This window comes from Leifsonia sp. Ger2509 (genome assembly GCF_055231915.1).
Genome location: NZ_JBUYVB010000003.1, coordinates 469,175 through 482,128, shown reverse-complemented (window position 1 = coordinate 482,128; position 12,954 = coordinate 469,175). Strand labels below are relative to the sequence as shown.

General features: G+C 65.0%; 14 protein-coding genes. 9 read left to right on the top strand and 5 right to left on the bottom strand.

What is annotated here, in order from left to right; translation table 11 throughout:
- The 4 genes from erpA to ACV7NN_RS02550 all read left to right on the top strand — a co-directional run bounded on the left by erpA (position 1) and on the right by ACV7NN_RS02550 (position 3,569).
- Positions 1-357: an iron-sulfur cluster insertion protein ErpA gene (gene erpA, locus ACV7NN_RS02565; protein WP_345761034.1), complete on the top strand. Its 357-nt coding sequence runs from the start codon at positions 1-3 to the stop codon at positions 355-357.
- A gap of 143 nt (positions 358-500) precedes the next feature.
- Positions 501-1,388 (top strand): aa3-type cytochrome oxidase subunit II, encoded by an 888-nt coding sequence (ctaC, locus tag ACV7NN_RS02560; RefSeq protein ID WP_463348021.1) that lies wholly within the window; start codon positions 501-503, stop codon positions 1,386-1,388.
- Between the two features lie 8 nt (positions 1,389-1,396).
- A complete protein-coding gene (gene ctaD, locus ACV7NN_RS02555; RefSeq protein ID WP_463348020.1) occupies positions 1,397-3,151 on the top strand; it encodes an aa3-type cytochrome oxidase subunit I in 1,755 nt (584 codons plus the stop codon).
- Position 3,152: 1 nt separating this feature from the next.
- Positions 3,153-3,569, top strand: coding sequence for a cytochrome c oxidase subunit 4 (locus ACV7NN_RS02550; RefSeq protein WP_463348019.1), 417 nt, complete (start codon positions 3,153-3,155; stop codon positions 3,567-3,569).
- Between the two features lie 98 nt (positions 3,570-3,667).
- Here ACV7NN_RS02550 and ACV7NN_RS02545 read toward each other — a convergent pair whose 3' ends face one another.
- The 5 genes from ACV7NN_RS02545 to ctaE all read right to left on the bottom strand — a co-directional run bounded on the left by ACV7NN_RS02545 (position 3,668) and on the right by ctaE (position 8,878).
- Positions 3,668-4,525 carry a methyltransferase domain-containing protein gene (locus ACV7NN_RS02545; protein WP_463348018.1) on the bottom strand — a complete coding sequence of 286 codons (858 nt, stop codon included), beginning with the start codon at positions 4,523-4,525 and terminating at the stop codon, positions 3,668-3,670.
- A gap of 90 nt (positions 4,526-4,615) precedes the next feature.
- Positions 4,616-6,256, bottom strand: coding sequence for a cytochrome bc1 complex cytochrome b subunit (gene qcrB, locus ACV7NN_RS02540; RefSeq protein ID WP_463348017.1), 1,641 nt, complete (start codon positions 6,254-6,256; stop codon positions 4,616-4,618).
- Positions 6,253-7,326 (bottom strand): cytochrome bc1 complex Rieske iron-sulfur subunit, encoded by a 1,074-nt coding sequence (gene qcrA, locus ACV7NN_RS02535; protein WP_463348016.1) that lies wholly within the window; start codon positions 7,324-7,326, stop codon positions 6,253-6,255. The genes qcrB and qcrA overlap by 4 nt, the downstream gene beginning before the upstream one ends.
- 37 nt (positions 7,327-7,363) lie before the next feature.
- A complete protein-coding gene (qcrC, locus tag ACV7NN_RS02530; RefSeq protein ID WP_463348015.1) occupies positions 7,364-8,185 on the bottom strand; it encodes a cytochrome bc1 complex diheme cytochrome c subunit in 822 nt (273 codons plus the stop codon).
- A 24-nt stretch (positions 8,186-8,209) separates the two neighbouring features.
- Positions 8,210-8,878 (bottom strand): aa3-type cytochrome oxidase subunit III, encoded by a 669-nt coding sequence (gene ctaE, locus ACV7NN_RS02525; protein WP_463348014.1) that lies wholly within the window; start codon positions 8,876-8,878, stop codon positions 8,210-8,212.
- A gap of 102 nt (positions 8,879-8,980) precedes the next feature.
- On the opposite strand from ctaE, the gene trpD reads away from it, so the two are divergent.
- From trpD to ACV7NN_RS02500, 5 genes are read left to right on the top strand one after another with little or no spacing between them, the layout of a single operon-like run.
- The gene (gene trpD, locus ACV7NN_RS02520) at positions 8,981-10,030 is read left to right on the top strand and encodes an anthranilate phosphoribosyltransferase (RefSeq protein WP_463348013.1); all 1,050 of its coding nucleotides are present in this window, start codon (positions 8,981-8,983) and stop codon (positions 10,028-10,030) included.
- Positions 10,031-10,044: 14 nt separating this feature from the next.
- Entirely contained in the window at positions 10,045-11,046 is a 1,002-nt protein-coding gene (gene dhaK / locus ACV7NN_RS02515) for a dihydroxyacetone kinase subunit DhaK (protein ID WP_463348012.1), read from the top strand.
- 50 nt (positions 11,047-11,096) lie between these two features.
- Entirely contained in the window at positions 11,097-11,735 is a 639-nt protein-coding gene (gene dhaL / locus ACV7NN_RS02510) for a dihydroxyacetone kinase subunit DhaL (protein ID WP_463348011.1), read from the top strand.
- Entirely contained in the window at positions 11,728-12,453 is a 726-nt protein-coding gene (gene dhaM / locus ACV7NN_RS02505; RefSeq protein WP_463348010.1) for a dihydroxyacetone kinase phosphoryl donor subunit DhaM, read from the top strand. Before dhaL ends, dhaM begins: the two co-directional genes overlap by 8 nt.
- Positions 12,454-12,488: 35 nt before the next feature.
- Entirely contained in the window at positions 12,489-12,935 is a 447-nt protein-coding gene (locus ACV7NN_RS02500; protein ID WP_463348009.1) for a YdeI/OmpD-associated family protein, read from the top strand.
- Positions 12,936-12,954: the final 19 nt, after the last annotated feature.

Sequence of the window (12,954 nt, the reverse complement as noted above, 5' to 3'; positions counted from 1 at the left end):
ATGACCGACACGACACTCGCTGAGACCCGAGCCCACGGCGTGGGCCTCACGGACACGGCCGCCGGCAAGGTGCGGAGCCTGCTCGAGCAGGAGGGCCGTGATGACCTCCGCCTGCGCGTCGCGGTGCAGCCCGGCGGATGCTCCGGCCTCATCTACCAGCTGTACTTCGACGAGCGCATGCTCGACGGAGACGCGACAGTGGACTTCGACGGCGTCGAGGTCATCGTCGACAAGATGAGCGTGCCGTACCTCGATGGCGCGACGATCGACTTCGAGGACACGATCCAGAAGCAGGGGTTCACCATCGACAACCCGAATGCATCGGGAAGCTGCGCCTGCGGAGACTCTTTCCACTGAGTCCGCAATACCACAAGAATCCGGTCAGGGCCGTCCTTCGGGGCGGCCCATTCTGGTTCATTCCGGCGTGTGTCTCGGAGTAGGGTAGATACGGTCAATACAGTTGCTTCTGAACTGTTCACGAGTCTCTCGAAAGGTCACCGGTGCGTCACAATCGTCGTCTCCGATGGGCTGCTATTCCGATCGCAGCGACACTTGCATTCGTACTGGCAGGGTGCACCGAAGCCCAGCTCCACGGATTCCTGCCCGGCTTCCAGGCCGGACAGCCACCCGTGACGAACCACACAGAGCGCATCAGCGGCCTCTGGGTGACGAGCTGGATCGTGCTGCTGGTCGTGGGTGTGATCGTCTGGGGCCTCGTGATCTGGGCGGTCATCGTCTATCGCCGCCGCAAGGGACAGACCGGCCTTCCCGCGCAGTTGCGCTACAACATGCCGATCGAGATCTTCTACACGATCGTCCCGCTGATCCTCGTCCTCGGTTTCTTCGCGTTCACGGCGCGCGACCAGGAAGCAATCGAGCAGCCGTACGCAAATCCCGACATCAAGATCCACGTCCTCGCCAAGCAGTGGGCATGGGACTTCAACTACGTCAACGAGAACGTCTACGACCCGGGAATCCAGGCCCAGCCCGACGACGCGAGCTCGACGCCGGGAACCGTCGAGGAGAGCAAGATCCCGACGCTCTATCTCCCCGAGAACAAGACGGTCACGATCATCCTCGACTCGCGCGACGTGATCCACTCGTTCTGGGTACCGGCGATGCTCTACAAGAAAGACGTCATCCCGGGCAAGACGAACTACATGTACTTCAGCACGACCAGCCGTACGGGAACGTTCGTCGGAAAGTGCGCGGAGCTCTGCGGCGAGTATCACTCGGCGATGCTCTTCAACCTGAAGATCGTCCCGCAGGCAGAGTACGACGCGCACATCCAGTCCCTGCGTGACAAGGGATACGAAGGCCAGCTCGGCATCGAGTACGACCGCAACAACAACCTGCCCGGCACCACCGCGCCGAAGGTAAACCAGTAGGGGCATCCATGACTACGACGACAGCACCCGCTCCCGCATCGACGGCGACCCCGCTCCCCAAAGCCACTCAGGCGTTCAATGCCGGCAAGGTGGAGCGCAAGGGCAACCTCCTGGTCAGCTACATCACCTCGACCGACCACAAGACGATCGGTTACCTGTACCTGGTGACCTCGTTCCTGTACTTCCTCATCGGTGGCGTGATGGCGCTGATCATCCGCGCCCAGCTCTTCGAACCCGGCCTCCAGGTCGTCCAGACGAAAGAACAGTACAACCAGCTGTTCACCATGCACGGCACGATCATGCTCCTGATGTTCGCGACGCCGCTCTTCGCCGGATTCGTGAACGCACTGATGCCGCTCCAGATCGGCGCGCCCGACGTCGCCTTCCCGCGGTTGAACGCGCTTGCGTACTGGTTCTACAGTTTCGGTTCGCTCATCGCCGTCGCGGGATTCCTGACCCCGCAGGGTGCGGCTTCGTTCGGATGGTTCGCTTACGCGCCACTGAACAGCACGACGTTCTCGCCCGGGGTGGGCGGCAACCTCTGGGTGCTCGGCCTCGGCCTCTCCGGTTTCGGAACGATCCTCGGTGCTGTGAACTTCATCACGACGATCATCACCATGCGGGCCCCGGGCATGACGATGTTCCGCATGCCGATCTTCACCTGGAACGCCCTCGTCACCTCGATCCTCGTGCTCATGGCGTTCCCGGTCCTCGCTGCCGCGCTCTTCGCCCTCGCAGCCGACCGCGTCTTCGACGCGCACATCTATGACGCGGCCAATGGCGGTGTGCTGCTCTGGCAGCACCTGTTCTGGTTCTTCGGACATCCTGAGGTGTACATCATCGCCCTGCCGTTCTTCGGCATCGTTTCAGAGGTGTTCCCTGTCTTCAGCCGCAAGCCGATCTTCGGATACAAGACCCTGATCTACGCGACGATATCCATCGCCGCCCTCTCCGTCACCGTGTGGGCTCACCACATGTACGTGACCGGGTCGGTCCTGCTCCCGTTCTTCTCGCTGATGACGATGCTCATCGCGGTGCCGACGGGTGTGAAGATCTTCAACTGGATCGGAACGATGTGGCGTGGCTCAATCACGTTCGAGTCGCCGATGCTCTGGGCGATCGGGTTCCTCATCACGTTCACGTTCGGTGGTCTCACCGGAGTGATCCTGGCCTCGCCGCCGCTCGACTTCCACGTGTCCGACACCTACTTCGTCGTGGCCCACTTCCACTACGTCGTCTTCGGGACCGTCGTCTTCGCGATGTTCTCTGGTTTCTACTTCTGGTGGCCGAAGTGGACCGGCAAGATGCTCAACGACCGACTCGGCAAGTGGCACTTCTGGTTGCTCTTCATCGGCTTCCACACCACGTTCCTGATCCAGCACTGGCTCGGCGTCATCGGTATGCCGCGACGGTACGCGACCTACCTGCCCCAGGACGGCTTCACCTGGATGAACCAGGTATCGAGTATCGGCGCTGGAATCCTCGCCGTCTCGATGATCCCGTTCTTCGTGAACGTGTATCTGACGGCTCGCAACGCTCCGCGCGTGACGGTGAACGACCCGTGGGGCTACGGACGATCGCTCGAGTGGGCGACCAGCTGCCCGCCGCCCCGGCACAACTTCACCTCGATTCCCCGCATCCGCAGCGAATCGCCGGCGTTCGACCTCAACCATCCGGAGGCGGGTATCCCGCTCGGGATCGGGGCCGGAAAAGACGCGCCGGACGCCCCCCTGTACGACCTCGACAGCGAGAAGGTGAAGTGACATGAGGGCAAACGCGAACTTGTTCTGGATCCTCGCCGGGTTCTTCTTCCTCTCGGCCGCCCTCTATACCGTCTGGAGCCTGCTGTATTACGGCAAGGTTGAGTGGGTCGGCACCGTCGCGCTCACGCTGAGCACGATCCTGGGATCGTTCCTCGCCTTCTACATCGGCCGGTCGCACTCGTCGCAGGGTGGAGAGCTGCCTGAGGACCGCCTGGATGCGAACGTGGATGACGGTGATCCCGAGCTCGGGCACTTCAGCCCGTGGAGCTGGTGGCCGATCGCACTCGCATTCGGCGCAGGTCTTGTGGTTCTCGGACTGGCGGTCGGATTCTGGATCGCCTACATCGGGGTGGCATTCACCATCGTCTGCCTGGTCGGCTGGACCTACGAGTACTATCGCGGATACTTCGCGCGCTGATCGTCAGTCGCACGGTACGAGGTGCGGGCCCAGGATCGTCGAGCTTAACTCGGCGGCCGCGGACTCGCACCTCGATTCCGTTAAGTCCGTCCCGCGTGTCAGCGCGGTTTGAAAGCGAGAACGTCGACGGCCGCAGTGACGGTCGAACCGGCGATCGCAGCGACCTCTGCGGCGCTCCTTGTTTCCGAGCCCGCGGCCAGGACGTGATGGGCCGACGGTCCCATCGCAACAAGCGCGTCCGCGAGCGCCAGCTCGTATGGAATGTCGAACACGACCTCGGAGCTGCCCGCAAGGGTGAAGAGGGCGCTGGTCGAATCAAGGAGCGTTCGTGCTTTTTCCGTCGGCACACCGAGCAGTCGCCCAGCCTTGCGGAGTTCCTGCAGGTGCTCCGATCGGGGTACGACCACGGCGAGCAGGCCGCCAGGCGCGAGGATGCGGTGGAATTCGGGCAGGTTGCGCGGAGCGAAGACGTTCAGGATGATATCGGCGATCCCGTCGCGAATCGGCAGCGGCTGCCAGGTGTCGGCAACGACTCCATCGATCGATGCTGAATCGCGTACTGCTCGCGCAATGGCGGCAGGGGAGAGGTCCAGTGCCAGGCCTCTGGCCTCCGGCGAGCTCGCGAGAACGGAACGCAGGTAGTAGCCGGTCCCAGCGCCCGCGTCGACGATGCGGCGTGGCGCCGTGGTCGTGGTCGTGGTCGCGGTGAGGATCGCAGTGATCGCTTCGACGATCGGTCGATAGGTTCCTCGCTCGAGCACGCGCGCACGGGCATCCAACATCGCGGCGGTGTCGCCGACGACATGCGACCGGGGACCGATAAGGGTCACATAACCGCGCTTGTTGATGTCATGCCGGTGGCCGTTCACGCAGCCCAGAACGGTCACTGAGGTGGCTGTCAGCGGTTCGTTGCACACCGGGCAGAGGAGCCACTCTGCGAGCGTCTCAGCGGACATCCGGTCTCCTCCCACGCGCGACCAGCGTTGAACGACGAATGCGCCGGTGCGATTGAGATCGCAGCCGGCGCATTCGCGCAGTTCGACAGGTCAGTGGTGGCCCGAACTGGACTCGAGCTCGCCCTTGGTCGGAGGCAGGATCCGGTCTTCGAAGAACCACCGCGAGAGCCCGGACCGCATCCGCGTTCCGAGGGTGATCTTCCCCTGCTTGTTCGGACGGATCATCAGCGGCTCGTAGGTGTCGAAGCTGACCAGACGCCAGCGCTCGTACTCGTCGAGGGGCTCGTGAACCTCGATGAACTCGCCACCGGGGAGCTTGACGATACGACCGGACTCGAAGCCGTGGAGAGCGATCGAGCGGTCCTTCTTCTGAAGGGCGATGCACACGCGCTTCGTGATGAAGTAGGCGATGAACGGGCCGAGGACCGCCATGGCCTGGATGGTGTGGATCACTCCTTCCATCGTCACCTTGAAGTGCGTCGCGATGATGTCCGAGCTCGCGGCAGCCCACAGGGCCGCGTAGAACGTGACACCGGCCGCCCCGATCGCAGTGCGCGTCGCCGCGTTCCGTGGACGGTCGAGCAGGTGGTGCTCACGCTTGTCGCCGGTGATCCAGGCTTCGATGAACGGGTAGAACATCACCAGCACGATGAAGATGCCGATGGCCACGAGCGGGACGATGATGTTGAACGACCACGTTCGGTTGAGCCAGACGAACTCCCAGCCCGGTGGTATCAATCGCAGGGCGCCGTCGGCGAATCCGATGTACCAGTCCGGCTGCGTTCCTGCGGAGACGGGCGACGGGTCGTATGGACCGTAGTTCCAGATCGGGTTGATCGTGAACAGCGATGCGATCAGGGCGATGACACCGAAGATGATGAAGAAGAACCCGCCGGCCTTGGCCGCGTAGACCGGAAGGACCGGGTAGCCGACGACGTTGCCTTCGGTTCGACCCGGTGCCGCGTACTGGGTGTGCTTGTGGATCACGACGAACACCAGATGCAGCCCGATGAACGCGACCACCAACGCAGGCAGGAGCAGGATATGCAGCGTGTAGAGACGGCCGACGATCGCCGTTCCGGGGAACTCACCGCCGAACAGCAGGAACGAGGTCCAGGTTCCGATGACCGGGATGCCCTTGACCAGCCCATCGATGATGCGCAGGCCGTTGCCCGAGAGCAGGTCGTCGGGGAGCGAGTAACCGGTGAAGCCTTCGGCCATCGCCAGGATGAACAGCGTGAAGCCGATGACCCAGTTGAGCTCGCGGGGTTTGCGGAATGCGCCCGTGAAGAAGATGCGGAGCATGTGCAGGCCGATCGCGGCCACGAACAGCAGAGCTGCCCAGTGGTGGATCTGGCGCATGAGCAGGCCGCCGCGAATCTCGAACGAGATGTTGAGCGTGCTCGACATGGCTGCGGACATCGAGACGCCCTTGAGCGGTACATACGAGCCGTTGTAGACGACCTCGGCCATCGAAGCCTGGAAGAAGAACGTCAGGAACGTTCCCGTCAGCAGGATGACGATGAAGCTGTAGAGCGCGACCTCGCCGAGGAGGAACGACCAGTGGTCGGGGAAGATCTTGCGCCCGAACTCCTTGACCGCGCCGGAGATGCTGGTGCGGTCCTCGATGTAGTTCGCCGCGGCGGCGGTGAAGCCGCCCTTCTTCGCAGGGGTGGCCGTCGTGGGGCCTTCGAAATGTGCCGCAGACGATGCGGCTGCTGACGTGGTCAACTGCGCTCCCAGAAGCTCGGCCCTACAGGCTCGGTGAAGTCACTGCGTGCAATGAGGTAACCCTCGGAGTCGATCGTGATCGGCAGCTGCGGAAGCGGCCGCTTGGCGGGTCCGAAGATCACTTCGGCCTCGTGCGTGATGTCGAACTGCGACTGGTGGCACGGGCACAGCAAGTGGTGGGTCTGCTGCTCGTACAGTGCAACCGGGCAGCCGACATGGGTGCAGATCTTGGAGTACGCGACGATGCCGTCGTAGTTCCAGTCCTTGCGGGCGGGGGAGACGTGGAGGTCTTCCGGCTTGAGGCGCATGAGCAGTACGGCCGCCTTGGCCTTCTGCTCGAGTGCGTCCTCACGTTCGTTGAGTCCCTCGGGGATGACGTGGAATGCGGAACCGAGGGTGACGTCGGCGGCCTTGATGGGCGTGCCCGATGGGTCGCGCGTCAGGCGGGTGCCCTTCTTCCACATGGTGTGGGAGAGAAGGGTGACGGGGTTCTCATTCTGCGGTGCGAGACCGCGGAACAGGACGACAGCGGGGAGTGGGAAGACCACGAGTGCGCCGATGAGGCTGTTGCGGATGAGCGTGCGCCGGTTGAATCCGGACTCCTCGTCGGCGATGCGGAGGATCTCCGCAGCGCGCTCGGTCGTCTGCTCCTTGCCTCGCGTGGAGTGGCGGAGGTCGATGCCCTCGCGCTCGTGCATGAGCGCCTTGCCCCAGTGGACGGCGCCGATGCCGATGGCGAGCAGAGCGAGCGCGATCCCGAGGCCGATGAACATGTTGTTCAGGTGAACGGACCCAGGGTCGTTGTCTTCGATCGGGAACGCCATGTATGCGGCGATCGCCCAGACGCTGCCTGCGATGGACAGGTAGAAGAGCGTGTAGATCACCCGCTCGGCCCGACGAGCCTTCTTCGGGTCGATGTCGGTGACCCGCATGCGGTGCGGCGGGAAGCCCGGGTTCTCCACACGGTCGCTGAGGATGACCGCGGTGCCGGGGTCACCATCCCTGTGGACTTCGACGGCCGACGAGCTGGCAGGTGTCAGCTCGTGTCCGCCGTTATCGTCCTGTGCCATTGTTCTCCTTCGTGCGCTGTGTCATGTCAAGTACCGGCTAGTTAGACTTCGCCGTGATCCATACGGTCAGCGCGATGACGGCGCCGACTCCGAAGATCCAGAGGAAGAGGCCCTCTGCCACCGGGCCGAGCGAACCGAGCTCGAAGCCGCCGGGGGACTGGTTCTTCTCGATGTACTTGAGGTACGTGATGATGTCGGCCTTGCCTTGCGGCGAGATGTTCAGGTCGTTGAACACGGGCATGTTCTGCGGGCCGGTGACCATGGCCTCGTAGATGTGCTGCGCGCTGACGCCCTTCAGCGACGGTGCGTACTTGCCCTCGGTGAGAGCACCGCCCGCGCCGGCGACGTTGTGGCACATCGCGCAGTTGACGCGGAAGAGCTCACCGCCGTTCGCTGCATTGCCGTTGCCCTGAAGCAGTGACTCGTCGGGGATCGCCGGCCCCGGGGCGAGCGAGGCGACGTAGTCGGCGAGCGCCTTGATGTCGGCCTCGGTGAACTGCACCGGCTTCTCCTGGGCCTGTGGGCCCTGCATCGCCATCGGCATGCGACCGGTGCCGACCTGGAAGTCGACCGCCGCTGCGCCGACGCCGATGAGGCTCGGACCGTTGGTCGTTCCGGTCGCGTTCAGACCGTGACAGGTGGCGCAGTTGGCCTGGAAGAGCTTCTTGCCCTGGTCGACGGACTCCTGCGACGCTACGGTCGGCTCAGCCGAGGCCGTCGAGGTGTTGAACGCCGCGTAGGCTCCACCGGTCAGACCCAGTCCGATCGCGATCAGTGCGATCGTGGCCAGCGGGTGCCTGCGCCCGGCCTTGCGGGTCTGCCGACGAGGTCCGGCAGGTGTGTGCGTTTTTGCGCGCATGGTGGTGAGGTCTGCTCCTGATTCCTATTTGAGAACGTAGATGACCAGGAAGAGCCCGATCCAGACGACGTCGACGAAGTGCCAGTAGTACGAAACGACGATGGCGCTCGTCGCTTCTTTGTGCCCGAAGGTCTTAACCGCGAAGGCGCGGCCGATGACGAGAAGGAAGGCGATGAGACCACCGGTGACGTGCAGACCGTGGAAGCCGGTGGTGAGATAGAACGCCGAGCCATACGAATTGGAGCTGAGGGAGATGCCCTCACTGACGAGCGTGGCGTACTCCATGATCTGACCGGCGACGAAGACGGCGCCGAGGGCGTACGTGAGCGTGAACCACTCGACCATGCCCCACTGACTGGGCCTCCAGCCGGTGGAGCGGGGCTGGAGGCGCTCGGCTGCGAAGACGCCGAACTGGCACGTGAACGAGCTCGAAACGAGGATGATCGTGTTCGTCAGCGAGTACGGAATGTTGAGGTGCGCAGTCTCGGCGGCCCACAGCGCCGGCGATGTCGAGCGCAGCGTGAAGTAGATCGCGAAGAGCCCCGCGAAGAACATGACCTCACTGCCAAGCCAGACAATGGTGCCGACGGCCACGACGTTGGGCCGGTTGATTGAGGGCGCACTCGCCGTAGGAGATATTGAGGTGCTCGTCACTGTTCCATTATGGCCGAAAAGGAGTCGGGGTTTTCTCATTCATCGGGCCTGTCTGGACCCTTTTTCCGGTTAGGCTTGCCTTAGTTCGCAGGCCCCAATGCGGTTGATCACAGCAGTGCGCCGCCTCAGTAGGATCGCTGTATGACGGAATCTCCGAGCTGGTCGTCCATCCTCACGTCACTTCTCGGTGGAGAAGACCTGAGTGTCGCCAACGCGGCATGGGCGATGGAGCAGGTCATGACCGGCAAGGCGACGAGCGCCCAGCTGGCCGGATTCCTCGTGGCGCTCCGCGCGAAGGGCGAGACGGTCGACGAGATCGTCGGTTTCCGCGACGCGATCCTCGAGCACGCCATCCCGCTTCCCATCGATCCGATGGCCCTCGACATCGTGGGAACCGGGGGCGATCGCTTCGGCACTGTCAACGTCTCCACCACTGCGGCCATCGTCGCCGCAGCTGCAGGCGTGCCCGTGATCAAGCACGGCAACCGCGCGGCGAGTTCGTCGTCCGGCTCGTCGGATGTGCTCGCGGCGCTGGGCATCGACCTCGGGCTGTCCGCCGAGAAGGTGGCAGAGGTCTTCGAGCGCACCGGGATCACGTTCGCGTTCGCATCCGCATTCCATCCCGGATTCGCCAACGCGGGGCCCGCGCGTGCTGAGCTCGGCATCCCGACCGTCTTCAACTTCCTCGGCCCGCTCTGCAATCCGGCGCGCCCGGAGGCATCCGCGGTCGGCGTCGCCCACCTCGACCGGGTGCCGCTCATCGTCGGAGTCTTCCAGACGCGTGGTGCGACGGCCCTCGTCTTCCGCGGCGACGACGGGCTCGACGAGCTGTCGACCACAGGGCACAGCCACGTGTGGGAGGTCTCACGCGGCCTGGTCACCGAACACGACATCGACCCGAGGGACCTCGGCATCCCACGGGCGACGATCTCCGACCTCCTCGGAGGCGACGCGGCCCACAACGCCGACGTCGTCCGTGCCGTGCTCGCCGGACAGGAAGGTCCGGTGCGCGACATCGTATTGCTCAACGCGGCGGCGGGGCTCGTATCGTACGAGCTCGCAGCCGACCCGTCGAGGGTCCAGGATGCCATCCTGGATCGGTTCCGTTCGAAAATGGCTGTCGCCGCCCAGGCGATCGACTCCGGGGCGGCCGCCTCGAAGCTCGAAGAATGGGTCGCGGCCACACGCTGAAAGGCAGGGTTTCAATGAAGAAGCTCATCAACGACGTCCCCGACGTCGTGGACGAGACCCTCGATGGGTTCGCCCGAGCGCACGCCGACATCGTCACGGTGTCCCATGATCCGCGGTTCGTCTCGAGAGCCGGCGGTGCTGTCCAGGGCAAGGTCGGCCTCGTCAGCGGCGGTGGCAGCGGGCACGAGCCCCTGCACGCCGGTTTCGTCGGTCGTGGCATGCTCGACGCGGCTGTCCCCGGCGAAGTCTTCACCTCGCCGACGCCGATGCCCATCGTCGGTGCGACCAAGGCGGCCGACGGAGGTGCAGGCGTCCTCCACATCGTCAAGAACTACACGGGCGACGTTCTGAACTTCGAGACCGCTGCCGATCTGGCCGGGGCAGAGGGGGTCACGGTGCGCTCCGTCGTCATCAACGACGACGTCGCCGTGCAGGACTCCCTCTATACAGCAGGGCGGCGTGGCGTTGCCGGAACAGTACTCGTCGAGAAGATCGCGGGCGCCGCTGCTGAGCGCGGTGACGACCTCGAAACCGTGACAGCGATCGCCGAGAAGGTCAACGGTCAGGTCCGGTCGATGGGGCTCGCTCTCGCCGCAGGGACCGTCCCGCACGCGGGCGAGCCGGGCTTCGAACTCGCCGACGACGAGATCGAGTTCGGTGTGGGCATCCACGGCGAGCCGGGGCGCGAACGCATCAAGCTGGAGTCCGCGGACTCGCTGACCGACCGTCTCATGTCGGCCATCCTCGATGACCTTCCTTTCGCATCCGGCGACAAGGTCCTCCTCTTCGTCAACGGGATGGGCGGAACCCCGCAGTCCGAGCTGTACATCGTGTTCCGCCGTGCCGCCGAGATCCTCGACGAGCGCGGCATCGCGTTGGAGCGTTCGCTCGTCGGCAGCCTTGTGACCTCCCTGGAGATGCAGGGCGTGTCGATCACGGTGCTCAAGCTCGACGACGAACTGACCGCCCTCTGGGACGCCCCGGTGAACACCCCTGCGCTCCGCTGGGGCGTCTGAGCGGCCGGCGCAGAAACGATGAGCGTTGCAGACACGAAGGGAGTGGCGGCATGAAGCTGGACACGAGATGGGTCGTGGCATGGATCGGAGCATCGGCGGCAGCGATCGCCGAGAACAAGGCGATGCTGAACCACCTCGACAGGGAGATCGGCGACGGCGACCACGGAGAGAACATGGATCGCGGTCTCTCCGCCGCCGTCACTGCCCTCGCTGCACTCCCGGAAGATGCGACACCGGCGGCCGCGCTGCGCTCCGTCGCGATGACGCTCATCTCGACGGTGGGCGGCGCATCCGGGCCGCTCTACGGAACGGCGTTCCTGAAGGCGGCGGAGCCGGTCGGCGACTCCGGTGAACTCGACGGAGCAGTCGTGGTCTCCATGTTGACGGCCGCGCGCGACGGGATCGTCTCCCGAGGCAAAGCGGAACTCGGCGACAAGACGATGGTCGATGCGTGGACGCCGGGTGTCGACGCGGCCCGGTCCGCTGCTGCGGAGGGGGTGTCCACGGGTGCCATCCTCGATGCAGCGGCGGCGGCCGCCGAAGCGGGAGCCGTCGCCACCGAACCGCTGGTCGCCCGGAAGGGGCGGGCGAGCTATCTCGGCGAGCGCTCAGCCGGGCATCGCGACCCGGGTGCCGAATCGACCGCGATCATCCTGCGCGCTGCGGCCACGGTGGCGAGCGATGACTGACGAAGACGCGGCCAGGGTGGGCATCGTCTTCGTCTCGCACAGTGCCGACCTGGCACGCGGCATCGTCCAGGTCGCGGGCCAGATGGCTCCGTCGGTCGCGCTTGTCGCGGCCGGCGGCACGGACGACGGAGGCGTGGGCACCAGTTTCGTGAAGGTCACTGAGGCGATCGATGAAGCCGATACGGGCGCAGGCGTGGTCGTGCTGAGCGACCTCGGCTCCGCGCTGATGATCGCGGAGACTGTGCACGACCAGCTTCCGGACAGCCGTCAGTCGCACATCGCCATCGTGGATGCGCCGTTCGTCGAAGCGGGAGTCGCTGCCGCCGTGGCAGCGGAGACCCGCGCTGACTTCGCCGCCGTCGTCGCTGCTGCGGAGGGGGCCAGGCAAGCGTGGGAGGGGCTGGACCCGAGCCGCGCCTCAGCGGCAGGTGGCGATTCGGGCGCCGCACCGGCGTCCACGGTGCGCTTCGTGCGCGAGGTGACCCTGCGCAACAAGGACGGACTTCACGCCCGGCCGGCGGCGGAGTTCGTCAAACTTGCGAACACCTTCGACGCGAAGGTCACCGTCAACGGCAAGGACGCGCGGAGCCTTCTCGGAATCATGTCGCTCGGGTTGAACGTCGGAGCCTCCGCGGAGATCGCGAGCACGGACTTGGGGGGCGAAGCCGCCGTCAACGCGCTGGCAGAACTGGTGGAGTCCGGGTTCGGCGACGCGTAGGCGTCGGCTACCGGGAGCCGAGAGGAGATCGTGAGATGAAGATCCGGGCCACAGTGGAAGCGCACGGCAAGACGGCGACGGGGGTCGAGGTGCCTGCATCCGTCGTCGAGCAGCTCGGGGGTGGGTGCCGTCCACCCGTGAGCGTGACCATCAACGGGTTCACGTATCGCAGCAGCGTCGCGTCCATGGGCGGCCGCTACCTCCTGGGGCTCAGCGCAGAGGTTCGGCAGAAGACCGGCGTCGCCGCCGGTGACACGATCGAGGTCGACCTCGAGTTGGACACCGCACCCCGCGAGGTCGAGGTGCCCGCCGACTTCGCCGAAGCCCTAGCAGCGAATCCGGGCTCCCGCACCGCGTACGACGCGCTCAACTACAGCAACAAGCGGAGGCTCGTGATGGCGATCGACGCCGCGAAGGCGGACGACACCCGCCGGCGCCGCATCGAGAAGACGGTCGCGGATCTCGAGGCGGGCACCGCGTAGCTCCGGGCATGACTTCCGG

Excerpts from the sequence above, each read along its gene's own strand:
- qcrA (WP_463348016.1), bottom strand. The coding sequence starts at position 7,326 with ATGGCACAGGACGATAACGGCGGACACGAGCTGACACCTGCCAGCTCG.
- ACV7NN_RS02545 (WP_463348018.1), bottom strand. The coding sequence starts at position 4,525 with ATGTCCGCTGAGACGCTCGCAGAGTGGCTCCTCTGCCCGGTGTGCAAC.
- erpA (WP_345761034.1), top strand. The coding sequence starts at position 1 with ATGACCGACACGACACTCGCTGAGACCCGAGCCCACGGCGTGGGCCTC.
- ctaE (WP_463348014.1), bottom strand. The coding sequence starts at position 8,878 with ATGAGAAAACCCCGACTCCTTTTCGGCCATAATGGAACAGTGACGAGC.
- ctaD (WP_463348020.1), top strand. The coding sequence starts at position 1,397 with ATGACTACGACGACAGCACCCGCTCCCGCATCGACGGCGACCCCGCTC.
- ACV7NN_RS02500 (WP_463348009.1), top strand. The coding sequence starts at position 12,489 with ATGAAGATCCGGGCCACAGTGGAAGCGCACGGCAAGACGGCGACGGGG.
- trpD (WP_463348013.1), top strand. The coding sequence starts at position 8,981 with ATGACGGAATCTCCGAGCTGGTCGTCCATCCTCACGTCACTTCTCGGT.
- ACV7NN_RS02550 (WP_463348019.1), top strand. The coding sequence starts at position 3,153 with ATGAGGGCAAACGCGAACTTGTTCTGGATCCTCGCCGGGTTCTTCTTC.
- dhaL (WP_463348011.1), top strand. The coding sequence starts at position 11,097 with ATGAAGCTGGACACGAGATGGGTCGTGGCATGGATCGGAGCATCGGCG.
- qcrC (WP_463348015.1), bottom strand. The coding sequence starts at position 8,185 with ATGCGCGCAAAAACGCACACACCTGCCGGACCTCGTCGGCAGACCCGC.
- dhaK (WP_463348012.1), top strand. The coding sequence starts at position 10,045 with ATGAAGAAGCTCATCAACGACGTCCCCGACGTCGTGGACGAGACCCTC.
- dhaM (WP_463348010.1), top strand. The coding sequence starts at position 11,728 with ATGACTGACGAAGACGCGGCCAGGGTGGGCATCGTCTTCGTCTCGCAC.